Annotated in this window: 24 protein-coding genes; 13 read left to right on the top strand and 11 right to left on the bottom strand. The window is 57.9% G+C overall.

All coding sequences use genetic code 11. From position 1 onward, the window contains the following. Window positions 1-6: 6 nt before the first annotated feature. On the top strand, window positions 7-435 hold the full coding sequence (locus EHN06_RS15030) for an Lrp/AsnC family transcriptional regulator (protein WP_127333352.1): 429 nt from the start codon (window positions 7-9) through the stop codon (window positions 433-435). Between the two features lie 79 nt (window positions 436-514). Here the strand turns inward: EHN06_RS15030 and EHN06_RS15025 are convergent, their stop codons facing one another. Both EHN06_RS15025 and EHN06_RS15020 read right to left on the bottom strand, forming a co-directional pair. After that, window positions 515-793, bottom strand: coding sequence for a YebG family protein (locus EHN06_RS15025; RefSeq protein ID WP_127333351.1), 279 nt, complete (start codon window positions 791-793; stop codon window positions 515-517). 124 nt (window positions 794-917) lie between these two features. Next, the gene (locus EHN06_RS15020) at window positions 918-1,832 is read right to left on the bottom strand and encodes a glutathione S-transferase family protein (protein WP_127333350.1); all 915 of its coding nucleotides are present in this window, start codon (window positions 1,830-1,832) and stop codon (window positions 918-920) included. A gap of 321 nt (window positions 1,833-2,153) precedes the next feature. Here EHN06_RS15020 and EHN06_RS15015 point away from each other — a divergent pair, with 321 nt between their 5' ends. Then, window positions 2,154-3,836, top strand: coding sequence for an AMP-binding protein (locus EHN06_RS15015; RefSeq protein WP_127333349.1), 1,683 nt, complete (start codon window positions 2,154-2,156; stop codon window positions 3,834-3,836). A gap of 122 nt (window positions 3,837-3,958) precedes the next feature. Here EHN06_RS15015 and EHN06_RS15010 read toward each other — a convergent pair whose 3' ends face one another. Then, the gene (locus EHN06_RS15010) at window positions 3,959-4,156 is read right to left on the bottom strand and encodes a hypothetical protein (RefSeq protein ID WP_127333348.1); all 198 of its coding nucleotides are present in this window, start codon (window positions 4,154-4,156) and stop codon (window positions 3,959-3,961) included. 130 nt (window positions 4,157-4,286) lie between these two features. Between EHN06_RS15010 and EHN06_RS15005 the strand changes: the two genes are divergently transcribed. Continuing rightward, a complete protein-coding gene (locus EHN06_RS15005) occupies window positions 4,287-5,186 on the top strand; it encodes a LysR family transcriptional regulator (protein WP_127333347.1) in 900 nt (299 codons plus the stop codon). Between the two features lie 59 nt (window positions 5,187-5,245). Here EHN06_RS15005 and EHN06_RS15000 read toward each other — a convergent pair whose 3' ends face one another. Then, window positions 5,246-5,929, bottom strand: coding sequence for a lysozyme-like domain containing protein (locus EHN06_RS15000; RefSeq protein ID WP_127333346.1), 684 nt, complete (start codon window positions 5,927-5,929; stop codon window positions 5,246-5,248). Between the two features lie 124 nt (window positions 5,930-6,053). Here EHN06_RS15000 and EHN06_RS14995 point away from each other — a divergent pair, with 124 nt between their 5' ends. Both EHN06_RS14995 and EHN06_RS14990 read left to right on the top strand, forming a co-directional pair. Continuing rightward, a complete protein-coding gene (locus tag EHN06_RS14995) occupies window positions 6,054-6,875 on the top strand; it encodes a DUF2059 domain-containing protein (protein WP_127333345.1) in 822 nt (273 codons plus the stop codon). Between the two features lie 76 nt (window positions 6,876-6,951). Further along, the gene (locus EHN06_RS14990) at window positions 6,952-8,139 is read left to right on the top strand and encodes a M24 family metallopeptidase (RefSeq protein ID WP_127333344.1); all 1,188 of its coding nucleotides are present in this window, start codon (window positions 6,952-6,954) and stop codon (window positions 8,137-8,139) included. On the opposite strand, the gene EHN06_RS14985 is transcribed toward EHN06_RS14990, so the two are convergent. Both EHN06_RS14985 and EHN06_RS14980 read right to left on the bottom strand, forming a co-directional pair. Beyond that, the gene (locus tag EHN06_RS14985) at window positions 8,125-9,075 is read right to left on the bottom strand and encodes a succinyl-CoA synthetase subunit beta (RefSeq protein ID WP_127333343.1); all 951 of its coding nucleotides are present in this window, start codon (window positions 9,073-9,075) and stop codon (window positions 8,125-8,127) included. The two genes, EHN06_RS14990 and EHN06_RS14985, sit on opposite strands and share 15 nt — an antisense overlap. Further along, window positions 9,075-9,353 carry a peptidylprolyl isomerase gene (locus EHN06_RS14980; protein WP_127333342.1) on the bottom strand — a complete coding sequence of 93 codons (279 nt, stop codon included), beginning with the start codon at window positions 9,351-9,353 and terminating at the stop codon, window positions 9,075-9,077. The genes EHN06_RS14985 and EHN06_RS14980 overlap by 1 nt, the downstream gene beginning before the upstream one ends. A gap of 183 nt (window positions 9,354-9,536) precedes the next feature. On the opposite strand from EHN06_RS14980, the gene EHN06_RS14970 reads away from it, so the two are divergent. From EHN06_RS14970 to EHN06_RS14960, 3 genes are all read left to right on the top strand, one after another. Continuing rightward, window positions 9,537-11,123 carry an ABC-F family ATPase gene (locus tag EHN06_RS14970; RefSeq protein WP_127333340.1) on the top strand — a complete coding sequence of 529 codons (1,587 nt, stop codon included), beginning with the start codon at window positions 9,537-9,539 and terminating at the stop codon, window positions 11,121-11,123. A gap of 175 nt (window positions 11,124-11,298) precedes the next feature. Further along, on the top strand, window positions 11,299-11,889 hold the full coding sequence (locus tag EHN06_RS14965; RefSeq protein WP_127333339.1) for a DUF1415 domain-containing protein: 591 nt from the start codon (window positions 11,299-11,301) through the stop codon (window positions 11,887-11,889). After that, on the top strand, window positions 11,852-12,679 hold the full coding sequence (locus tag EHN06_RS14960; protein WP_127333338.1) for an NAD-dependent protein deacetylase: 828 nt from the start codon (window positions 11,852-11,854) through the stop codon (window positions 12,677-12,679). Before EHN06_RS14965 ends, EHN06_RS14960 begins: the two co-directional genes overlap by 38 nt. A gap of 10 nt (window positions 12,680-12,689) precedes the next feature. Here the strand turns inward: EHN06_RS14960 and EHN06_RS14955 are convergent, their stop codons facing one another. The 4 genes from EHN06_RS14955 to EHN06_RS14940 all read right to left on the bottom strand — a co-directional run bounded on the left by EHN06_RS14955 (window position 12,690) and on the right by EHN06_RS14940 (window position 19,881). After that, window positions 12,690-13,517, bottom strand: coding sequence for a metal-dependent hydrolase (locus EHN06_RS14955; RefSeq protein WP_127333337.1), 828 nt, complete (start codon window positions 13,515-13,517; stop codon window positions 12,690-12,692). A gap of 183 nt (window positions 13,518-13,700) precedes the next feature. Beyond that, window positions 13,701-15,113, bottom strand: coding sequence for a sodium-dependent transporter (locus EHN06_RS14950; RefSeq protein WP_127333336.1), 1,413 nt, complete (start codon window positions 15,111-15,113; stop codon window positions 13,701-13,703). Window positions 15,114-15,198: 85 nt separating this feature from the next. Beyond that, window positions 15,199-16,299 (bottom strand): Glu/Leu/Phe/Val family dehydrogenase, encoded by a 1,101-nt coding sequence (locus EHN06_RS14945; protein ID WP_127333335.1) that lies wholly within the window; start codon window positions 16,297-16,299, stop codon window positions 15,199-15,201. A 69-nt stretch (window positions 16,300-16,368) separates the two neighbouring features. Further along, complete coding sequence (locus tag EHN06_RS14940; protein ID WP_127334462.1) at window positions 16,369-19,881, bottom strand: indolepyruvate ferredoxin oxidoreductase family protein; 3,513 nt, start codon at window positions 19,879-19,881, stop codon at window positions 16,369-16,371. 374 nt (window positions 19,882-20,255) lie between these two features. Between EHN06_RS14940 and EHN06_RS14935 the strand changes: the two genes are divergently transcribed. The 3 genes from EHN06_RS14935 to EHN06_RS14925 all read left to right on the top strand — a co-directional run bounded on the left by EHN06_RS14935 (window position 20,256) and on the right by EHN06_RS14925 (window position 21,926). After that, window positions 20,256-20,798: a hypothetical protein gene (locus EHN06_RS14935; RefSeq protein WP_127333334.1), complete on the top strand. Its 543-nt coding sequence runs from the start codon at window positions 20,256-20,258 to the stop codon at window positions 20,796-20,798. 70 nt (window positions 20,799-20,868) lie between these two features. Next, the gene (locus tag EHN06_RS14930; protein WP_127333333.1) at window positions 20,869-21,618 is read left to right on the top strand and encodes an AzlC family ABC transporter permease; all 750 of its coding nucleotides are present in this window, start codon (window positions 20,869-20,871) and stop codon (window positions 21,616-21,618) included. Next, complete coding sequence (locus tag EHN06_RS14925; protein ID WP_127333332.1) at window positions 21,615-21,926, top strand: AzlD family protein; 312 nt, start codon at window positions 21,615-21,617, stop codon at window positions 21,924-21,926. Before EHN06_RS14930 ends, EHN06_RS14925 begins: the two co-directional genes overlap by 4 nt. 25 nt (window positions 21,927-21,951) lie before the next feature. On the opposite strand, the gene EHN06_RS14920 is transcribed toward EHN06_RS14925, so the two are convergent. Next, window positions 21,952-22,722: a DUF3750 domain-containing protein gene (locus EHN06_RS14920; RefSeq protein ID WP_127333331.1), complete on the bottom strand. Its 771-nt coding sequence runs from the start codon at window positions 22,720-22,722 to the stop codon at window positions 21,952-21,954. A gap of 111 nt (window positions 22,723-22,833) precedes the next feature. On the opposite strand from EHN06_RS14920, the gene EHN06_RS14915 reads away from it, so the two are divergent. After that, complete coding sequence (locus tag EHN06_RS14915) at window positions 22,834-23,049, top strand: dodecin (RefSeq protein ID WP_127333330.1); 216 nt, start codon at window positions 22,834-22,836, stop codon at window positions 23,047-23,049. Window positions 23,050-23,097: 48 nt separating this feature from the next. After that, window positions 23,098-23,649 carry an isochorismatase family protein gene (locus tag EHN06_RS14910; protein WP_127333329.1) on the top strand — a complete coding sequence of 184 codons (552 nt, stop codon included), beginning with the start codon at window positions 23,098-23,100 and terminating at the stop codon, window positions 23,647-23,649. The last annotated feature ends 5 nt before the right edge of the window (window positions 23,650-23,654 follow it).

The raw sequence follows: 23,654 nt of genomic DNA, 5'->3' as shown, positions 1-23,654 counted from the left end.
GGCAATATGATAGGAAAGCAGGATCAGAAGTTGTTGCTGTTACTGCGGCAGAACGCACGAACGAGCATTTCCGACCTGGCGCGTGCGCTCCATTTATCGCGGTCAACGGTCCAGAACCGTCTCGGGCGTCTGGAGAGCAGTGGGGTGATCAAGGGCTATTCCGTGCAGTTGGGGGATGCCTATGCTGCCAATCAGGTTGAAGCCCACGTGTCGATCAAGGTCTATCAAAAGCTGACAGCCAGAACCAACGCTTCGCTGGAAAGTATCAGCCAGGTATCGCAGCTTTTTTCAGTAAGCGGGGAGTACGATCTGATTGCGATCGTGCAGGCTCAATCGCTGGAGGAGTTGAGCAAGGTGCTGGATGACATTGGCAATCTGGAAGGGGTTGAGCGAACCAACTCGGCGGTGGTGCTGGAAACCCGGTTTCGGCGCTAGTCGTTGGCGTAGGCTCGTCCCTGAGCCGCGCATCTGGCTTTATTCCGACAGGATGCGTTCTATTCTGGAAGGCTGCTCTCTATTCTGGAAGGGTACTCTGGTTCAGCAGTGACGGCTTCTTCAGGGCTTTGCCAAACAGGTCCTTTTCTTCGGCGATGGCCAGCGCCGCTTTCTCCGCCAGGTGTTCATCCAGGCCTTCAACCCGCGCCTGCAGGAACTGGGTGATTTCCTCCGCCAGTTCGAGAACCTTGTCTCTGGCATCGGCGTCCGCCTTGGATGAGAACAGCAGGGTATCCGGGTGTTTCAGCGCCATCTCCAGTCCATCCCTTTCCGAGTAATACAGTGCTTGTACAGCCATGAATCTCTCCATTGGGCCCCCACACCCCGGAATCGGGTGTGGGGTGATTGTTACGTATGGGAAGAGTGTACAATACTGTCGCTGTATATGTATACAGTGTTTGGTCTGGGTGGTGGGTGCTGAGTCACGCAGGGGACATGGTAAAGCCCTGTGTGGGGAAGTGAACATGAAGCACACCCGTTCGTGGGTGCTCGCGCGCCAGGATGATGGCGTTATCATCTCCGAAAACCAGCACGCCCTGCACCGGTTCCCGGCCATAGTCGTCGGGTGCTACGACAACGGTCTGCCCGATCAGGGGGTGTGGGGAGTCGTTGTCAAGATCCCGGGGGATCGAATTTCTGGCCATGTCCAGGGCCTGATCCTCAGTAATGTCAGAGGGGCGGCCATGACCGAACGCCTTCATGCGAGTCATCCAGTCCCGGACGCGGGGGTAGTCCCTGAGCCAGGGCTTGCCGGCCAGGTCGCACACAAACCAGAGGCCGTGATAGGCGGAAAAATCGGCAATGCAGGGCGAGTCGCCAAACAGGAAGTCCTGCTCCAGCATGGATTCCATGTTTGCCATGTGGTCGAGAACCAATGCCTTGGCTTCCGGCCCTCTGACCGCTTTCACCCGCGCCTTTCGGCCCATATTGATGCGGTCCTTCAGGAAGCGGAAGGCATTCAGCAGGGAGGTCTCTTTGATCAGTTTTTTCAGCATACGGCCATCACTGGCGGCGATGACACAAGCCAGAAACAGGCTGAGGTCCGCTTCCCTGACAAAGGCCTGAACATCGGCGGATTGTTGCTCAAGAATCAGTTCATTGCGGCCACTCAGACGGGCGATTTCAACGGCGATGCTCCGGCTATCGCAGAATATGTCGGCCCCGTTCTGGGCCACCGGAATCTTGCGGTAGCCGCCGGCGATGGCTTCAAGTGTGGGTCGTGGAGGCATTTCCCTGACAGTGACTGATTGCCAGTCAAGATCTGCGTAGCCGAGCATGGCCCGGGTTTTCTCCGAGAACGGAGACATGGCGTAATGGTAGAGGACAAGTTCTTGCATCAGGTTGTCAGTAATCCCGTGGAAGCGCAGTAAATGAAAGCAGCAGAGCCTACCAGAATGAGGGCCCAGGCCGGAAAGATAAGGGATGAGCGAGTGGTTGTTCTCATGGGCATCTCCTGCAGTGACCTTTGTACTACGCACCGCATTTCAATGTAGACCATTCTGACGGAGTGTCACGACTATTTGAGGATGGCGGAACAAAGTGAGAACCAGTCAGTTACCGAGGCACATCCGGCTATTGAGGAAAGCTGAAATACCGGTAGTATGCAGTGGAAACAGAAAAAGAACCTGTACTTATACAATAACAACAAGGAGCCATACATGGCTGTAGACCGCGAGAAGCAGACATCACTCCATTGCCTGTACTACTGGGCCAGACAAACCCCGGACAGTGTATACCTGACTCAACCGTTTCCCGATGGCCAGGTTGAGGACATCACCTGGAAACAGGCGGCCGACCAGGTGTCGCGCATGGTCTCCCATCTGAACAGTCTTGGCCTGCCCGAGCGTAGCAATATCGCCATCCTGGGGAAGAACAGCGCCCACTGGATTCTGTCCGACCTGGCTATCTGGGGGGCAGGCCATGTCTCCGTGCCCCTTTATCCGACCCTGAACGGTGACACCGCTGCCTATGTCCTGGAGCATAGTGAGGCGAAGCTGTTGTTCCTTGGCAAACTCGATGGCACGGCCGACGGCTGGAACGATATCAAGGGACACCTCCCGGAAGATTTGCCGATCATCTCCCTGCCACTCTCCCCGCGGGATGACACGCCGAAGTGGCTGGATATCATTGCCCAATGTGAGCCGGCAGAGCCGGATTTGCCAGCCCCGGACGATCTCGCCACCATTGTTTACACTTCTGGCAGTACCGGGCGCCCGAAGGGCGTTATGCACAGTTTTCGCACCATGATTTCAGTGGCTGATGGTCTTCAGCAGCTGTTTCCGGTGAATTCCGATGAACGCATGCTGTCCTACCTGCCGCTGGCCCATGTCGCGGAACGGGCGGCGGTGGAAACCCAGTCGCTTTACTATGGTTTCCATCTGTATTTCGCCAACTCGCTGGATACCTTCCAGGAAGATCTGCAGAGGGCCCGCCCGACGTTGTTTTTCTCGGTGCCACGTTTATGGATGAAGTTCTACCTGGGTGTTAACGCCAAACTGCCTCCCAAGAAGCAGAAGCTGCTGTTCAATATTCCGATTCTTAACGGCCTGGTGAAGAAAAAGGTGCTCAGGCAGCTTGGGCTGGATCACTGTCGTGCCGCATTGACCGGCGCGGCTCCCCTGTCAGCGGAGATTATTGACTGGTATCGCGGTCTTGGCCTGGAATTGCTGGAGGTCTACGGCATGTCGGAGAACTTCGGCTACTCCCATGCCAACCGGCCTGGCCAGGCGAAAGTCGGTACTGTTGGCATGGCCAACCCTGGTGTGGAACACCGTTTGGGGGAAGGTGGTGAAGTCGAGGTCAAGAGCCCGGGGCAGATGCTGGGGTATTACAGGAACGAAGAGAAAACCCGGGAAGACGTTACCGATGATGGTTTCCTGAAAACCGGTGACATGGGGGAGATCGATAGTGACGGTTGCCTGCGCATTACCGGTCGGGTGAAAGACCTGTTCAAGACGTCGAAGGGCAAGTATGTGGTGCCTGTGCCGATCGAGAACCGTTTCAATCACCCGAAGGCGGAAGTGGTGTGTGTCGCGGGCGCCAACCAGCCACAGCCGTGTCTGATGGTGTTGCTGTCAGACGAGGCGAGGGAAGAGCTGGAAGCCGGCGGCAGTCGTGCCGAACTTGAACAGGAATTGGCACATGAACTGGATGCGGTGAATGCGCTGTGCGAAGGGCATGAAAAGCTGGCGTTTGTTGTCGTGGTGAAAGAGCCGTGGACCATGGAGAATGGCATGCTCACACCGACCATGAAGATTAAACGCAACGTGATCGAGAACTACTACACCCGGAAAATGGACGAGTGGTTCGGCCAGAAGGCCAAAGTAGTCTGGGAGTTCTGAGCCCGAAACGTAAAACACCGGTGGCACGCGTTTGCGTGGCTACCGGTGTTTTCAAATTCCTTTTCCCGCATTCTTTCCACTTTACTTCGAACTCACTGGCCAGTGCCGGTCGTGTTGCCGTGTTAGTGGCCGCCTTGAACCATCTGCGGCATGTCCGGAGTTGCAGTCTTGGCTTTCCTGCCCATAATGCGCATTTTCTTGCTAATCAACTGAACCGCCTGCTTTGCTGCAGCACGGGTATACTGGCGCCTGACCTCAACACTGTTGTGGAGGATACTGGACGGCAGCGGTTGAACGGTTGCGATATGCTTTTGAGTCATAGCGCCTTCCTCCTTTTACTCTGGTGGATTAATTAGCGATCTATCTTTAATTTATATTCAATTCTAAGGATTCTTTTTTGCAGTTTGAATACGTTAAACTCCGTACTCACGTTGCAAATATGCAGTAATTATGGACTGGGATTATCTTCGATACATACATGCGCTGGCAATAGGCGGAACACTCGCCAAAGCCGGAGAAATACTGGGTGTACACCAAACCACTGTTTTAAGACGACTTGATCAGATGGAGGAGTCGTTGGGTGTGCAGTTTTTTGAACGCAACAGGGACGGTTTGCAACTTACGCCGGTTGGGGAGACTGCGTTTCGGGAAGCTGCACGCCTGTCCACCGAGATGGAGAATCTCGAACGCAAACTTGTCGGGCAGGACTCGGCTCCGGTGGGAAAGGTACGTCTGGCTGCTGAAGACCCGATGATGAACGAGCTACTCAGCCCGATACTGGCGGAACTGGTGCGGGAGTTCCCGGATATTGAGCTGGAAGTCCTGACGGATAACGATGTGGCCAATCTGAGTCACCGGGAAGCGGACCTGACCCTGCGCCCGGAGAACAAACCCCAGGCAACGCTTGAAGGCGAACGCATTGCCGCCGTTGAGTCGGCCGTCTATGGCTCGGCACAATACTGCCGCCGCAATCGTGATATGGACGTTGAAAATCGCCCGGAAGGGTGTGTCTGGATTATCCCCGATGAGACCTTCAGCCATCTGGCGACCGGTCGCTGGTATCGCAAGCATCTGAAGCATGTGTCATCGGTTATACGCTGCAACAGTCTGCAGTCCATGCATGCCCTGGCCAGGGCGGGCGCCGGTCTTGCGGTGTTGCCCTGCTACCTGGGGGAAAGCACGCGGGAGCTGCGGCGCCTGTCCGATCCTCTGGAAGGGGAAAGCGTGGACCTGTGGCTTCACGTCAATCAGGACACCCAGCAAATGGCCCGGGTTCGTATCGTGATGGAATACCTGGTGGACCGCCTCCAGTCCCTGGAGTCGGTGATTGAGATTAGCAGCACGTTTTAGGGGGCTATAACAGCAGCTTGCCTGTTTGTCGGGTTACGCTTCGCTAACCCGACAAATGACTAGCCACAGAATGGCCAGAACTGGTACCAGCGCCAGCACTGGAATTCCTGCTCACAGGTGTTGAGCTGGTGGTCGTAGCGGAATGCGCGGGTTTGCACCCGGGAGGCAAGGTCGATCACTTCAGGCTTGGCATCGTAACTCCGGCGTGCATAGCCGGTTCTGCCCTCGTGATAGGCCAGATACAGCTTTTGCGGACTGTAGAAAGAAACGCCCAGCTTGCGGTTGGTCAGGTGGTTGTACCAGCCGACAAAGTCGAGGGCGTGTTCCATATGGGTTCGCACGACAAACAGACCGTCGCCGGTGTCTTCCAGGTACTCGCCCCACGCGGGATCCAGTGCCTGGGCATAGCCGTAGGCGGTCGTGGGCCGGCTCCAGGGAATGAATCCCCAGAGCCTGGTTCGTGGCGGTCTGGCGTGGCTGCGGAATGATGACTCGTAGTACACGAATGCCATCTGGGTTGCGATGGGCGTGCCCCATTTCTCTTGCGAGGCTTTGGCATAATCGTACCAGACCGGATGTTCACGGAAGATCTCGCAGACATTGTCCTGCCGCAGTGGCGGGTCGGGGGCCAGCAAACTGAATTGCAGGGTGGCCCAGGTGGCGACCAGCAGTCCGAGGGTTGGCATTCCAAACCACTTGAATCTCGACTTCCAGACATTAAGACGTTTTTTGCGCTTACTCATGGGCTGGGGAACCACGACCTCCTGTCACCATACCAATTTGTCATCAAACTCCTCCCTATACAGCTTGCAGGCGGCAAGTTGGTCATGGCATAAACCGCCCATCAATCTTTCCGGATGATAGGCCATGAAAGCGTTTTCCCAAATTAAACCCGTTTTAGTATCCATCGCCTTGCTGTGGGGCAGTGCCCACGCAGCCCCTTCCGCAGAAACCGTGCTGCAGGCTTCTCCCATTGACGATATTGTCGCCCAGTACCCAGCGATGATGAGCCAGGGCATACGGCAGGGCCTGAAGCAAAGCGGTCGGCTACCACCCTTTGCCGCCGATTCCATCGGTCATGTGGTCAGCAGCAGTTACAGTGCGGCGGAGATTCAGGCGCGGATTGTCTCCGGCCTGGAGGCATCTCTTAGCGATCAGCAGTTGCAGTCGGTGATGGATTGGTACCAAACCCCCGTGGCGAAAAAAATTGCAGAAGCGGAAGTGGCGGCCTCCCGGCCGGAAGCCTGGGCGGAGATTCAGGCCCGGGCTCCGGAGCTGAATCGCCGCTTCCGGGGCAGTGAGCGGGCCGGTATGTTTGATCGCTTTGACAAGGCATCCCGGGCGACCGAGAGTGCGGTGGATACTTCCATCGCCGTTCAGTTGGGACTGGCGTCGGCGTTGGCTGCATTCAAGGGTGACAAGGGGGCTTCTTTTGATCAGATCCAGCGTCAGATTGAAGGCCAGCGTGGCATGCTCGAGGGCATGGTGGGCCAGCAGGTCTATGACAGCTATCTGTTCACCTATCAGGATATCAGTGCCGCCGAACTGGATTTGTACATCCGGTTTCTGGAAAGTCATGCTGGCTCGCAGTTTTCACAGGTGGTGACCGACAGTATCCAACAGGCGATTACTGACCCCATCGAATCGATCGGCAGTCAAATGGTGAGAATGATCCGCCCCTCCAACTGATCGCTTGCAGATATTTGAATAACTCACCATTTGGGTCCACCCTCAAGGTAAAGGGCTGTGCTTGAGGAGCGCCCAGATGGATTTTAATGCGTACCAGAAAGAGTTGTCCGGTACCGCAAGAGGGGAAGAGTGCCCGTTCCCACCTGAAGAATTTGAACGACGGCTGGTCCGGGTACGCTCCCGCATGTCGGAAGAAGATATCAGCGCGCTGCTGATAACGGATCCCGCCGATATTTTCTATCTCACCGGTTATAGCACCTTTGAAGTGTCGGTGCATGTGGCGCTGGTGGTTACTCCTTCCGATCTGTTGCTCCAGGTGCCGTCCATCGAGATGGGGCCTGCTATGGTGACCACCAGGGTAACGCGGGTGGTCGGCTATCGTTGGGAGGGTATCGGTGAGGTCCTGATACCGCTGGTCGATGCGCTGACCGGTTTTGAGGACCAGGTTGGCGTTGATTTTTGGCACGGTTCCCTGCGCCATGGTGTCATTGAGGGGATTCGGGCCCGTCTGCCGGATGTCCGCTTCGTGGACAGCGGCGCACTGCTGAAAAAGGTCCGTAAGGTGAAGTCTGCCGCCGAGCTGGAATACCTGCGACAGAGTGCCCGAATCACGGTAATTGGACTGGACGCGGCTGTATCCGCGATTCAGCCCGGAATGACTGACAATGACATCGCCGCGATCGGGGCGGAAGCCCTGTTATCCGCCGGCAGTGAATTCATGAGCATGCAGCCCATCGTCACCGTGGGCCCCCGAAGCGGGGTCATTCACGCCAACCACAAGCGGTGCCCGATTGGCACCGGAGATGTTGTGTTTCTGGAATTCGGTGCTGCCTGGCAACGTTATACCGCACCTATGATGCAAACCGTGGTGGTTGGAGAGCCCAACCGCCGGATGCAAAAGGTTTTTGATGGTTGCCGGCGGGTGGTCGACGCCCTGCAGGCGAACATCCGGCCCGGAGTGACCTTTGACTTTGCCGCGCAGGCAGCTGAAAAGGCGCTGGCGCCACTGGCCAGGGAGGTCTTTTTTTCCGGGGTATTTGGCTACACGGTCGGGGCGCAGTTTCCGCCTTCCTGGGTCGAAGGCTCCGGATTTATTGCCCGGGGCCAGTCGTCTGCGTTCCAGCCAGGCATGGTATTTCATTTGCCCATATGTCTGAGGGTTCCCGGGCAGTGGGGCATTGGTTGCAGTGAAACGATTGTAGTGACGGACAAGGGTACGGAATGTCTGACCTGCAATCCCTGGAGGTTGTCACTTCAGCCGTAAGTCCAGCAAGTAAATCGTTCTTGGTGCGGGTAACCGGGTCGTAAAAATTCCCAGTCTCCGGATGTTGTCCATGTTCATGGCGCGGTTGCGCGGCGCATTCTCAATGTCCTCCAGCCCCAGTGTAAAGGTATTGAGTCCTGGCTTCAGTGGCAGTTGGGTATTGAACCGGTCGCTATAGACATTGCTACCACGCTCATGCTCAACATCGTTGATTCTCAGGGTCAGCGTAAGATCTGCATCGTCCGGATTGAACAGGGTGACAGTCAGTTGGTCATAGTCGCGCCAGTCGACAGGCAGGTTGTCCAGGGTGACACCGGAATACAGCCGGGTGCTCAGGGAGATTTTCAGGCTTTGTCCGTTGATGTCGCTGTGGGCGTCTGATGGTTCAAGTTTTCCCCGCCAGAAGGTGGCAGGATCGTTGCGGCTGAAATCATAAAGTGCCGGCAGCTGTTGGTTGATCTGAAACTGCCGCACAGCGACGCTTCCGGTTAAACCCAACTCGAAAACGACCAGCACAACTGCTAAGGCGGCCAGTAGTCGCTGGCGCGTGTTGCGGTGCGTGTCAGAGGTAAGAATGGGGCGGCAGGCGAGAGCCAGCCAGGTGCCCACCAGGTTCCTCCATACGTCATGCCAGTCGTCTTGTCGCCCCAGCCCCGATTGCAGAAACTCGATAACGAGGCCGAGTGCCAGCACAAGCGCGGTTGTTGTCAGCCACAGCCGCCGACCACTGAGCCAGCGCCAGGGTTGGATGGCGTAGGTCAGAAGCCCAAAGTACAGAATATGGCCCAGGTTCCAGACGGACTTGTGCAGCGGGCCAGAGGTCCAGTCGGGGCCACCGATGAAAAACAGTGGTGCGCTAATCAGAACGCCCGCAAAGGCCAGGATTCTGATTTGCGGGCCTTTGTGGGCGATCCGGTATACGGTATCGAAACCCATCAGCTCCGGCTGGTCACTTCCAGTAGATGGTAGCCGAACTGGGTCTTGATGGGACCAATAACGGTGTTCAGGTCACTGCTGAATACCGCTTTGTCGAACTCGGGAACCATCTGGCCCGGGCCGAAGGAGCCCAGATCGCCACCGTTGCGGCCGGAAGGGCAGGAAGAGTGCTGTTTCGCGACTTCGGCGAAATCCTGACCACCTTCGATGGCTTTCTTCAGTTCTTCGCATTTCGCTTCGCTGTCTACCAGGATGTGGCGTGCGGTTGCCTGTGTCATGGGTGTTGTCCTGTTGGTTTCAATGAATGTGCACTACAGGGTAGGAATGCTGCCCGCCCGGCGCGCCGGAGGCAAGTGCTTTTTATCCGTGTTTCTTCTGTCTCACGGTTGGCTTGCCAAACCTGTACAATGCCGGGTTTTCTTTGCCGGCTTGCCCGGCCCTCACATAGACAGGTCTGTTTCTTGATTTCCACCGCTAATATCACCATGCAATTCGGGGCCAAGCCCCTGTTTGAAAACGTATCCGTCAAGTTCGGTAATGGCAACCGCTACGGACTGATCGGCGCCAATGGCTGTGGCAAGTCCACGTTCATGAAAATTCTGGGTGGCGATCTGGAGCCCTCTGCGGGGCAGGTCATGCGGGAGCCCAACATCCGTCTGGGCAAGCTGCGCCAGGACCAATTCGCCTATGAAAACTGTTCGGTGATGGACACGGTGATCATGGGGCACGAGGAGCTGTGGAACGTCAAGAAGGAGCGTGACCGCATTTATTCGCTGCCGGAAATGAGCGAGGAAGACGGTATGGCCGTGGCGGATCTGGAGGTGCAGTTCGCTGAAATGGATGGCTACACGGCCGAATCCCGCGCCGGCGAGCTGTTGCTGGGTCTGGAGATTCCACTGGACCAGCATAACGGACCGATGAGCGCCCTGGCACCGGGCTGGAAGCTGCGGGTGCTGCTGGCCCAGGCGCTGTTCTCCGACCCCGACGTATTGTTGCTGGACGAGCCGACCAACCATCTGGATATCAACACCATCCGCTGGCTGGAAAATATCCTGGTGGCCCGTAACAGCACCATGGTGATTATTTCTCACGACCGTCACTTCCTGAACAGTGTCTGCACCCACATGGCGGACCTGGACTATGGCGAGCTGCGGCTGTTCCCGGGTAACTACGACGAATACATGACCGCCGCGACCCAGGCCCGCGAGCGCATGATGGCCGACAACGCCAAGAAGAAGGCGCAGATTGCCGAGCTGCAGCAGTTTGTCAGCCGCTTTTCCGCCAATGCGTCCAAGGCGAAGCAGGCCACCTCTCGCGCCCGTCAGATAGACAAGATTCAGTTGGAGGAAGTAAAGCCTTCCAGCAGGGTCAGTCCGTTTATCCGGTTTGAGCAGACCAAGAAGTTGCATCGCCAGGCAGTGACCCTGAAGGATCTGACCAAGGGTTTTGATACCGGGCCGCTGTTTAACAAGCTTAACCTGCAGATCGAGGCGGGTGAGCGGGTGGCGATCATCGGCCCCAATGGCATCGGGAAGACGACGCTGATGCAGTGCATGGCCGGTGCCCTGGCGCCGGATAGTGGCGATGTGAAGTGGACCGACAGCGCCCAGGTGGGCTATTACGCTCAGGATCACTCTGCTGATTTCGCTGAGGACATGAATCTGACCGACTGGATGGCCCAGTGGACGACGGGTGGCGAGCAACTGGTTCGCGGTACGTTGGGGCGGATGCTGTTTTCAGGTGATGATATTGGCAAGATGGTGAGTGTGATTTCCGGTGGTGAGCAGGGGCGTATGCTGTTCGGCAAGCTGATTCTGCAGAAGCCGAATGTGATGTTGATGGATGAGCCGACGAACCATCTGGACATGGAGTCCATTGAGGCGTTGAATCTGGCGCTGGAGAATTATCCGGGGACGTTGGTGTTTGTCAGTCATGATCGGGAGTTTGTTTCCTCTTTGGCGACCCGGATTATTGAGCTTAAGGCCGATGGTATTACGGACTTCAGCGGATCTTATGATGATTACCTGCGGAGTCAGGGTTACCTCTGATCGTCTTCGGGTCTTGGAGTCGGCGGGCAGGTGGGCGTGTCTTTTCAAAACACGCTCAAGCCCATCCATGGGGCGCTTGGGCTCCGCCATCCATGGCTCCGCACAGTTTTGAAAAGACACGCCCACCTGCCCGCTCATGCTATTGAGTGGTCTTCGAACTTGAAAGAGAAATTGTATGGATGAGGCCGGGATTATTAGTGCGACTCGAAAATGGGTCGAAGATGTGGTTGTCGGCCTTAATCTGTGCCCGTTTGCCAAACGTGAGCTGGTCAGGGACCGGGTGCGGTTTGTGGTGTCGGATGCGCAGACAGAGGAGGAACTTCTGCAGGCGCTGCATGCGGAGCTTCAGCGTCTGGAGGACGAACCGGATGTTGAAACCACGCTGCTGATCCATCCGGGTGTGTTGCAGGATTTTGCGCTTTACAATGAATTCCTGGACGCGGCGGATGGGCTGTTGGTGTATCTGGAGCTGGAAGGGGTTTACCAGGTGGCCAGTTTCCATCCGCAGTATCAGTTTGGTGGTACCCGGCCGGATGATGCGGAGAATTACACCAATCGGTCGCCGTTTCCGATGTTGCATCTGCTGCGGGAGGAGAGTCTGGAGCGGGCGATTGCGGGGTATCCCGATCCGGAGGGGATTCCGGAGCGTAATATCCAGCGGGTAGAAGAGCTGGGTGTCGAGAAGATGCGGTCTTTGCTGGCCGCCTGTTTCGGTGAGGAGGATTGTGATGGAGAATCCGGAGGTGGCGGGTCGGCAGCTGGCTGAGTTTATCCATCGCTATCCCCGCCTGATGATTCTAACCGGGGCGGGGGTCAGTACGGATTCGGGGATTCCCGATTATCGTGACCACGAGGGTGCCTGGAAGCGCAGGCAGCCGGTTCAGCATCAGGCGTTTATGACCAGTCCGGAGGTGCGTCGTCGATATTGGGGGCGCAGTCTGATTGGCTGGCCGGTGATTCGTAATGCCCGTCCGAACCCCGCTCATCATTTCATTTCCGATCTTGAATTACTCAATCACAGCACCCTGGTGGTGACCCAGAACGTGGATCGTTTGCATCAGCGGGCGGGCACGCGGGCGGTTAATGACCTGCATGGTCGCGCGGATCAGGTGGTCTGTATGGACTGCGGGTATCGGTGTGACCGGGATGAGGTGCACGATCGTTGCGCGGATCTGAATCCGGGGTTTCGTCACTTTGCTGCAGAGACGGCTCCGGACGGGGATGCGGATCTGGAGGTGGATTTTGCGGAGTTTCGGCTGGCGGATTGCCCCCGCTGCGACGGGATTCTCAAGCCGGATGTGGTGTTCTTCGGGGATTTTGTGCCGAAAGAGCGGGTAACGACGGCGTTGGATACGCTCAGGGCCAGTGACGGTCTGTTGGTGATTGGTTCGTCCCTGATGGTGTATTCCGGGTTTCGCTTCTGCCGTTATGCCAGGGAGTGGGGAAAGCCTATCGCGGCGTTGACACGAGGTCGTACCCGCGCAGATGAGATGGTGGCGTTGAAGCTGGATGCCGGAATCGGCGAGACCCTGAGGGCCTCGCTCGACCGGCTTTAACTGGCGGGCTTCAGTCGTAACCGAGCTGCTTGCGCCACTTCCGCAGCAGGAAGTTGGTGTCATGCTGCCAGGGGTGGAAGCTTGGCTTGAAGTAGTCCAGGTACTCGGGAATGATCGCGGTAAACATGCCCTTCGGGCCCCAGACGCGGTTCAGGCCTTTGGCCCAGGAGCGCAGGTTCAGCAACTGCTTGTCTTCGCGCATCAGTTCCACGATGAAGGAGTGGATCGCCACCATGATCAGGGTGGTGATCAGTGCCATGGTGCCCATGCGGATAGCGTAGTCCACCACGCTTTTGTCATACAGCGTCTCGTAGGTGTCGAAGGCGACGGCCTTATGCTCGTTCTCTTCGATACAGTGCCAGGCCCACAGGGTGCGCATGGACGGATCGATGGCATTGACCATGTCTTCGCGCTTGAGTAGCTGGGCGGACAGGATGCCGGTGAAGTGTTCCAGAGCGACGGTCGCGGCGAGGTGAACCCGCTTGTTGTTCAGCCCCGGCAGATTCTTCACTGACAGGAATCCGCGGGTCCAGCGTTCCAGCTTCTTGATGTCAAAGCCCTGTTCAATCGCACCTTCGTTGAAGTGACCGTGCTCTTTGGCGTGCATGGCTTCCTGGCCGATGAAAGCGCCGATGTCTTTCTGTAGCTGCGGATCATTGATCTGGTCACGTACCGCACGAACACTGTCCACGAAGAAGCGCTCGCCATCCGGAAACAGGGCGGATAGGGCGTTGAACAGGTGCGTCATGAACGGGTCACTGTCGACCCAGTGCCGTGGCACTTCCTCAAAACCGAAGTCCTGGCGACGTACGGGAAACGATGCGGTTACTGCAGTCATGGTGTGACCTCTCTGATTTATTGTCCTACAGTGCCAACGATACTGGGACGACCCCTTATCCGTCCGGTTATAAAGGGACAGAATCCGGTCACCTGTTGGTAAGTCATACTTTGGTATAAGGAAACTAATCGGGAGAGATCGGGAGAGAAAGAGGGGGTGACGGTTGCCACCCCCTCTGTGGGATCAGGTCAGGTTGTAGAGGAACACAACGGCCACGGCCACCGGTGTTACGAAGCGAATGGTGAAGAACCACAGGCGGAACATCGGTTCTGACAACGACAGTTCGTTCTCCATGGCCTGGCGCGACATCACCCAGCCGGCGAACAGGGCAACCAGCAGGCCGCCCAGCGGCAGCAGGATGTTGGCGGTGAAGAAGTCCAGCAGGTCGAAGATGGTCTTGCCTTCCAGCATCGGTATAAAGCCAAGGGGAGCGAAGTCGGCCCACAGGTTCAGGGACAGGATCGAAGCAATGCCCAGTGCCCAGCAGACAAAACCTGCGCCCAGGGTGCTGATCATCCGGTTCATGCCTTTCTGCTCTTCCAGCCATTCCACGATGGGCTCCAGCAGGGAGATGCCGGATGTCCAGGCGGCAAAAATCAGCAGCACGAAGAACAGGGTGCCGAACAGGCTGCCCATGGGCATCTGGCCAAACGCCAGCGGCAGTGTCTGGAAGATCAGACCGGGGCCAGCGCCCGGTTCAAGGCCGTTGGCGAAGACGATCGGGAAAATCGCCAGGCCGGCAAGCAGGGCCACGCCAGTGTCGATCACCGATACGGTGATGGAGGTCTTGGCGATGGAGATTTTCTTGGGCAGATAGGAGCCGTAGGCCATCATCACTGCCATACCCAGGCTCAGGGTGAAGAACGCGTGTCCGAGGGCCACCAGGATGCCGGACGTGGTCAGTTTGGAGAAGTCCGGCTGGAACAGGAACGCGGCGGCCTGGCCGAAGTGCCCGGTGGTCATGGCGTAGCCCACCACAATCAGCAACAACACGAACAGTGCGGGCATCAGGATACTGACGGCCCGCTCCAGCCCGGAGCGTACGCCCCGTGCAACCACAAACATCACCAGTGCCATGAACAGGGTGTGCCACGCCAGCAGAGTTACCGGATTACTGAGTAACCCTGAGAAGATGGCGCCGACCGCATCGGCGGATTGTCCGGCGAGCTGGCCGCTGGCAGTGGTGCCGACGTAGGAAATGGCCCAGCCGCCAATAACAGAATAGAACGACAGAATCAGGAAGCCTGCCAGAACACCCACGGCGCCTACCAGTTTCCAGGCGGGTTTGAGGCCATCCCGTTGGGTAATCGCGCGCAGACTGTTAACCGGGCTGTGGCCGCCGCGCCGGCCGATCATGACTTCCGCCATCATGATGGGGATGCCCACGATAGCGATACAGAGAAGGTACACGAGAACAAAGGCGCCGCCGCCATTCTCACCCGTTACATAGGGGAATTTCCAGATATTGCCGAGGCCAACGGCGGAACCGGTGGCTGCGAGGATAAAGGCGAGGCGCGATGACCAGAGGCCGCGCTTGGCGTTGGAGCCTTCCAGCTCACCGGAATAGGTGGCAGAACCTGATTGTGATACAGACATAGCTGTCTCCTGCTTGGTACTTGTTTTTGTTGGGGAAGCAGAGGCCGCGAATGGTTCGCGGCCTCAAAGACATGGCCCCGGTGTACTACCCGGCATGGGCCATCCGTTCCTGCATCGCATCGACGCGGGCGGTGTGCTTGCGGAACCGCTCTTCCGCCAGTTCGTTGGCAATCGCCCCGGTGGGCTTGCCGCTGTGGTCGGAGCGGGTAAAGATCTCGTTCAGTGTGTCGCCGATGGTCTCTACGTGGGCGCAGACTTTCTCGGGGGCAGCGCCGGTTCGCTCGTAGGACACATCAATTATGCCGCCGGCATTGATGGCGAAATCCGGGGCATAGAGAATGCCGCGGTCCATCAGTGCCTGGTCGTGGTCCGGGCGTTCCAACAGGTTGTTGGCTGCGCCAGCGACCACGGTAGCCTTGATTTGCGGAATGCTTTCATCGTTCAGAACCGCACCCATGGCACAGGGGGCGATGACATCCACCGGCAGGAACAGGATGTCTTCCGCGGTGGCCGGCTTGGCCCCCAGTTCATCAATGGCGCGTTGCATGTTGTCCGCGTGGATGTCGTAGACCCACAGTTCGGCGCCAGCCTCCTTCAGGTGCCGCGCGAGGCGAAAGCCGACGTTTCCGATGCCCTGGATAGCGACCTTCAGGCCAGCGAGGTCGGAACGACCAAGCTTATGCCTGACGGCTGCTTTCAGGCCGATGAAGGTGCCGTAGGCGGTGGCCGGTGACGGATCACCGTTGCTGGGCTTGCCGTCGAAGCCAATGTGCTGTGAGATCCCGGCCACATGTCGGGTGTGCCTGCCCATGACTTTCAGGTCGGGCACGCTGGTGCCGGAATCCTCGGCCGCGATGTAGCGACCGCCCAGGCTTTCCAGGTGGCGGCCCATAGCCTCCAGCATCGCTTCGGTTTTGTCTTTGCGCGGGTCGCCGATGATGACGGACTTGCCACCCCCCAGATCCAGGTTGGCCAGGGCGGACTTGTAGGTCATCCCCTTCGACAGGCGCAGAACATCCCACACGGCTTCCTCGTCGCTGGCATAGGGGAACATGCGGCAACCACCAAGGGCGGGGCCCCGGGAGGTGTTGTGAATGGCAACTATGGCCTTGAGTCCTGTTTCCGGATCGCAGAAGAAGGACAGGTGTTCGTGGTTATCGAACTCGGGATGGCTGAATACGTTCATGGCGTTTCACCTCTCTTTGAAGGCCGCCGCTACCCTTTTGGGGCCTGCGGCAACCGGTTTTGTTATGGGTTAGACAGCAGCACTGGCAATTTGTTGATGCTCAGATGCATTCGGGTTCAGAGCTGCTCGTAATTGTGAGCGTTCTTTCCGGGTTGCTTCGTAGGCACCTTCCTTTACCGGGCCATAGCCACGGATCCTGGAGGGCAGGCTGGCAAGCCTGCGGGCTTCGTCCGCGAGATCACTGTTCAGGTGCTTGAGCAGGAAGGCGATGTCTGCCTCGTACTCGCGAATCAGTTTGCGCTCCAGGCGGCGGTCTGCGGTGTAGCCGAACGGGTCCAGGGGGGTACCACGCAGGCCGCGTGCCTTGGCCAGTAACGCGAACAGGGTTTCCATCCAGGGGCCGAACTTGAGCTTCTTCGGCCGCTCACCGTTTCTGGCACGGCTGAGCAGTGGCGGCGCCAGGTTGAACTCCAGTTCCACCTCGCCCTCGAATTCTTCTTCGAGCTGCTTGCGCAGACTGCCGTTGCTGAACAGGCGGGCCACTTCGTACTCGTCCTTATAGGCCAGGACCCTGGCGTAGTTCTCGGCAATGGCGCGGAACAATACCGGGTCGCGGCCCAGTTTCTGGGAGATCACCGTTTCAGCGTCGCGCACCAGCTTCTCATAGCGCTTCGCCAGGGCGGTGTTCTGATAGTCGGTCAGGTGCGCTTTGTTACGTTCGATAAGTTGGTCGGTGGTTTCCATGATCTGGACGGTCTGTACGCCGGCCCCCTTCGGCTCGGGAAATGCCAGCGTCTTCACCCGCTCGAGATCATGGGCTGCCCGACGGCCCCAGAGGAACGCCTGTTTATTCTTCTCGATGGCCACATTGTTGAGTTCGATGGCCCGTTCAATTGACTCGGCCTTCAGCGGCAGAAGCCCCTGTTGGTAGGCGAAGCCCACGGTAAACAGGTTCACTGCCATGCCATCCGCCATCAGTGCCTTGGCGAGACCACCGGCATCCAGGAACCAGCTACCTTCGGGACGGCAGGCATCACGTACACTCTGTTCCATGGACTCGCCCGGGAACTGTATATCGGGGTCGCGGGTGAAGGCCGCCGGCATGGCCGGTTCGGCGTTGACCACTGCGCGGGAAAAGCGGTTGTCCAGTTTCGCCAGGGCGTCGTCGGTGGCTGCCACCATCAGGTCGAAGGCTAGCATCAGGTCCGCTTCACCGGCCGGAATGCGCACGGCGTGAATGTTGTCCTGATGGTCACTGATGCGGATATGACTCACCACGGCACCGAACTTCTGCGCCAGGCCGGTCTGGTCCAGCACCGACACGCCTTTGCCCTCGATATGCGCGGCCATGCCCAGCAGCGCACTGACGGTGACCACGCCAGTGCCGCCCACACCCGTGAGCAGGATGCCATAGGGATCGCTGCCGGAAACGGGTGTCGGCTCGGGCAGTTCGGGGAAGTCTACGTTGGCGCTGACGCCCGCGGGCTTCTTCAGCTTGCCACCCTTGACGGTGACAAAGCTCGGGCAGAAACCGCGTACGCAGGAGAAATCCTTGTTACAGGCGGACTGATCGATGGTGCGTTTGCGGCCGGCGTCAGTTTCCTTGGGCAGGATTGACAGGCAGTTGGACTGGATTCCACAGTCGCCACAGCCTTCACAGACGTCGGAATGGATCATCACCCGCTGCTCAGGGTCCGCCATGGTGCCGCGTTTGCGCCGGCGGCGTTTCTCGGCGGCACAGGTCTGGTCGTAGATGATGACGGAGCAGCCTTCGATTTCACGCAGTTCCCGCTGCACGGCGTCCAGATCATCGCGATCATGGAAGGTGGTGCGGTCGGCGAAATCCGCCCGCGACGGGTATTTGTCGATGTCGTCGCTGACGACCGCAATGCGTCGAACGCCTTCACCGTAGAGCTGATGACTGATCTGTTGAACGGTCAGGGTTCCATCCACCGGCTGGCCACCGGTCATGGCGACCGCGTCGTTGTAGAGAATTTTGTAAGTGATATTGGCGCCGGAGGCGATGGCGGCCCGAATGGCCAGCACACCGGAGTGGAAATAGGTGCCGTCCCCCAGGTTTTGAAATACGTGTTTCTGATTGGTAAACGGCGCCTGACCAAGCCAGGTGACGCCTTCACCACCCATCTGGGTGAAGGTGTCGGTTCCCCGTTCCATCCAGGTGGCCATGTAGTGGCAGCCAATCCCGCCCAGGGCGCGGCTGCCTTCGGGCACCTGGGTGGAGGTGTTGTGAGGGCAGCCGGAGCAAAAGTGCGGTGTACGCTCCAGGCGGTCGCGCGGTTGTGCCAGGCTGTTTTCCTTTTCCGTGAGAAAATCCAGGCGCTTGCGCAGGGTGTCGCTGCAGTGGCGGCCATCCAGGCGGGAGGCGATCGCCCGCGCCACCATGGCTGGCGTAAGCTCCGCAATGGAGGGCAGTAATTCCTCACCCTTGTCATTGCGTTTGCCGATGACTGTCGGACGCAGCCGATCCTGCCAGCTGTATAGCTGGGCCTTGATCTGCTCCTCAATCAGGCCGCGTTTTTCCTCCACCACCAGGATTTCTTCCAGGCCGGACGCGAACTCGAAGATGCCTTCCGGCTCCAACGGCCAGGGCATGGCGACCTTATAGACACATAGCCCGATGGCTTCTCGCTCTTCTTTACCCAACCCCAGGTCTGCCAGAGCCTGGATTACATCCAGGTAGGCCTTGCCGGTGGTGACGATGCCCAGCTTCGGATGGCTGGCCGCCAGGACCGTATGGTCCAGCCGGTTGGCGCGGCAGAATGCCTTGGCAGCTTCCAGCTTGTAGCGGTGCAGGCGTTCTTCCTGCTCCATGGGCTTGTCCGGCCAGCGTGAGTTCAGGCCGCCTTCTGGCAGATGAAAATCCTTGGGAATGCGGATGTTGATCCGGCTCAGGTCCAGGTTGGCGGAGATCGAGGAATCCATGTTTTCCGCCAGCGCCTTGAAGCCGATCCAGCAGCCGCTGAAACGGGACATGGCCCAGCCATAAAGGCCCATGTCCAGAATGTCCTGGATACCTGCCGGGTTCAGGACTGGCATGGAGGCATCCATGAATCCGTAGTCACTCTGGTGGGGCAGGGTGGACGATTTACAGGCATGGTCATCACCGGCCACGGCGAGCACCCCGCCGAAGCGTGAGGTGCCGGCGGCATTGGCGTGCTTGAATACATCGCCGGTGCGATCCACACCGGGCCCTTTACCGTACCAGAGGCTGAACACGCCATCGTATTTGGCGCCTTCGAAAATATTGACCTGCTGGGAGCCCCATACGGCCGTCGCGCCGAGGTCTTCGTTAATGCCTGGCAGAAAGTGAATGTTCTGTTGTTTCAGGTAGTCACGGGCTTTCCACAGAACCTTGTCGAAACCACCCAGGGGAGAGCCGCGGTAGCCGGAAATAAAGCCGGCGGTATTGAGGCCGTTGGCCTGATCAAGCTGGGCTTGCAGCAGGGGTAAGCGGGCCAGGGCCTGGCTGCCGTTCATATAGACGGGGCCGGAATTTTTTTCCCAGACATCGTTGAGACTGACGTGGCGGAGTCCGCCCGTGGAGGGTGCAGAATGGTGCATGTTGAAATCCTCTTCCACCTGGCCGGATCGCGGCATGAGTGGATGTCTTGTTCTTGTCGTCCGGCTTGTGGCCGGCGGTTTGATTTCAAGTGTCCATGTTTCCCGACAGGGAAGGGCCCTTTTGAGGCCGGACGAAAACAAAGCTAGTTTCTTTTAACGTAAACGTCAACTTCTATTTTTGTGTCTGCGCGACAGGTCACGAAAGAACCTTCACAAGGTTTTGTGTTGAGGGGAAAAACAGCCGTTAGAAAAAAATGCCATATCAGGCGTCTGCTTATCCTGAATCGATTTGAACGAACCGCAGGAAGCAGAGTTGGTTGTTTTATAATCAAGTCATAGTTTCGCTCCACCTGTTGATGAGTGAAGGGGGAATTATGAAACGGCTATTTTATCTGGTGGATTCCATCGACAGTGTCCAAAGCATTTCCGATGATCTTCACCAGCGAGGGATTAGCGATTGGCGATTTCACATCCTCAGTAAGGACGAAGCAGGTCTTTATACCCATCGTCTGCACTCCGCCAGTGTGCTGGACAAGACCGACCTGCCGAGGTTTGTCGAGCGTGGCATGCTGATTGGCGCCTTGTTCGCCCTGTTTTTTGTGGTTCCCCTCGCGCTTTGGGGCGGTCTTGGGTGGCCGACGGCAGCCTACGTTGCCATGGGGGCATTTGCGATTATCGCCGGTGGCTGGCTGGGCGGCTTCGGTGGTATCAGTACCGAGAATTACCGGATTCGGAAGTTCCACGGTGATATCGAAGCGGGCCGCTATCTGGTCATGGTGGATGTGCCGAAGAAACACGTGTCACAAATGAAAGAGTTGATGGCGCTGAATCATCCGGAAGCGGAACTGCAGGGCGAAGGCAGCAGTGTTAACAACCCGCTGGCCGGGGGTGACGGCAAGATTCACGTGGTGCATTAACCAGAGCATCAAAAGCGTGCTTCGGCATTTACCTATACGCATGATGGGGAATCTGCCTTAGTTTCCTCGGATGTCCGTCGCTTCCTATTCTTATAAACTCCAGCCGCGCAAGGTGCGACTGGAGTTCTTCCGTCTGCTTCCCATCTCCTTGTTCGTGGTGGCGTTTGGTGCTGCCTTTGGTTTGGCCGCCACACAGAAGGGTCTGCCGCCACTGGATGCGATACTGATGAGCACTACGGTGTTCGCCGGTGCCTCTCAGTTTGCGGCGATTGATATGTGGGGCAGCGAAGTGTCGGTGCTGCCGTTAGTGGCGGTGGTCTTTGCAATCAATTCCCGTCATCTGTTGATGGGTGCCTCCCTGTACCCGATGTTGAGGGATGTCTCCCCGGGCAGGCGTTATGGTCTGCTTTTGTTGCTGACCGATGCCAACTGGGCCGTGTCTGCCCAGGATTACCAGAATGGCAAGCGCAACCTGGAAGTGATCCTGGGGGGCGGCCTGGTTCTTTGGCTGGCCTGGATCGTGGGAACCTGGCTGGGTGTTTATTTTGGCGGGTTGCTGCAGGATCCCAAGAGCCTGGGGCTGGATATGGTGCTCGGCTGTTTCCTGCTGGCCATGGCCCTGGGTGGCAAGAAATCTCCAAGGGTGCTGGTCGCCTGGACGGTTGCCGGGCTGGCATCATTGGCCGCCTGGCGATGGTTGCCTCCCAACACCCATGTAGTGGTGGGGGCGCTGGCTGGTGGTGCCATCGGGTTCTTCTGGCTTGAGCGCCAGGAGACATCCGGAGAGTCCTCCGAGGCAGCGGAGGGAGCCACCCAATGACTATTGAAACCACCACTGCCGGTATCCTGGCGCTGATTGCCATTATGACGGTGGTCACTCTCGCCACCCGCTTCGGAGGCGTGTTCATCATGTCCTTCGTGCGGATCAGCCCCCGCATTGAGAGCTTTATCAACACCATGGCCAGTTCGGTACTGATTGCCATCATCGTGCCCATGGCGTTCAGTGGTGACACCGGTGCGCTGGCCGCACTGGCCGTGACCGCAGCGCTCATGCTGGCCTTTCGCAAGCCACTGCCGGCCATTGCGGCCGGTATTGCAGCGGCGGGACTGGTTCGCTATATGGCGTAGCCCCAATTCTTCTCCTGCTGCGCTGTCAGGGGGTATTGGCTGGCATTGGGTTGGTGCTGCGCAGGGCCAGCTCACCAATGCCAGGTAACTTGATGCCCAGGCCCAGAGGGTTTACCCCCAGTGACAGGCCCATGACGTTCAACTCAAGTCCTTCCCGGATCCCCGCCAGAACACCGAAGTAGCCGCCCAGTGAGAACTGATAGCCGGTACCGCCCGGAACCTCGGCAATCACCCGGTCACCCAGGTAGTCCTTACCGATAGCGTGGTTTGGCAGGGCCACGTCCAGTCCGGGGACCTCCCGGATCACCCAGGCCACGAACGTGTTGCTGTTAGGGCCTGGCCAGGCTTCATACTCTTCCGGGAAGGGATAGGATGCGACCGCATCGTAAATGGCGGGGATCAGTTGTTCCGCTTCCTCTCCGCGAATGTCCGCGTATAGCGTTGGCCTGGCGCCATACCAGTGTCGGTCGGGATCACCAGGGCTGGAACTGACCACATAGCGGCGCCACCCGGTCACCTCATGGACCCGGTAGTGATCCGCACCGGTTTCCTTGGTACTGATCCAGGTGTGTACCGCAAAGTATCCACGCCAGCTCCAGGCCCTGGCTCCGTATACCTGAATAATGGCCTCTTCGGTTTCTCCGGGCCGGGGAGCGATACCGGCACTGTCCCTGGATGCGGTTTGCCAGCTTTCCGCGCTTTGCAGGGAACCGCTGGTCGCCAGAAATAACGGGCCCGTCAGCAGGATAAAGAGTCCGGCGACAAACCAGGCGGTATAGCGGAAAGGTCGTTTCATGTCATGTGTCCGGAGTGAGGAGAGTTATAATAATACCGTACTGGGTTTGCCCGCTTCTGTTGCGTCTTCTAGGCTCAGAAGTAACGGTTAGTGTATGCAATCGGAGGCGGTATGTCAGACCATCACGTTTATAAGAAAGTGGAAATTGTTGGTTCGTCGAAAAAGAGCATTGAAGATGCCATCGAAAATGCGCTGTCTGAGTGTGGAAAGAGCGTCCGTAACATGGAATGGTTCGAGGTTCTCGAAACCCGCGGTCATATTACGGATGGCAAGGTGGGGCATTATCAGGTGGTAATGAAAGTGGGCTTCCGCATCGCGGACAGTTAACGCCTGCCGCGTCCGGGAGTCCGGATCCGGTAGAGAGGGGGTGGCATTATGTCTTCCGATAAATGCGCCCTGCTGCTCGTTGATATACAGAACGACTTCTGTGAAGGCGGCAGCCTGGCGGTACCTCAGAGCGATGCGATCTTTCCGGTCGTGAATGAATGGATCAGCAAGGCCCGGCAAGAGGGCTGGGAGATTATTGCCAGTCGCGACTGGCATCCTGTTGATCATGTCAGTTTTGTTCAACGTGACGGCCCATGGCCCGTGCATTGTGTGCAGGACACCCGGGGAGCGGAGTTTCATCCGGCGATGGACCTGCCGACTGATGCCGTGCGGGTGAGCAAGGGAACGGCGTTTGATACGGATGCCTATTCGGCGTTCGATGGCACCCAGCTTGACAGTTACTTACGGCGTCACGGTATTGGGTCCCTGTATGTCGCCGGCCTGGCACTTGATGTGTGTGTGCGGGCTTCGGTTATCGATGCTGTACAGTTGGGGTTCGGTGTCAACCTGATTGTCAACGGTACCTACGCTGTAGACAGCGACAGTGCGCCAGAAGTGCTGGACGAACTGGCTGGGCTGGGTGTGTCGCTGCAATACTGACAGGA

The sequence above is a fragment of the Marinobacter sp. NP-4(2019) genome, from assembly GCF_003994855.1.
In the GTDB taxonomy this organism is placed as follows: domain Bacteria; phylum Pseudomonadota; class Gammaproteobacteria; order Pseudomonadales; family Oleiphilaceae; genus Marinobacter.
The sequence above is the reverse complement of the archived record's forward strand: the minus strand, read 5'-3'. Positions and strand labels throughout refer to the sequence as shown.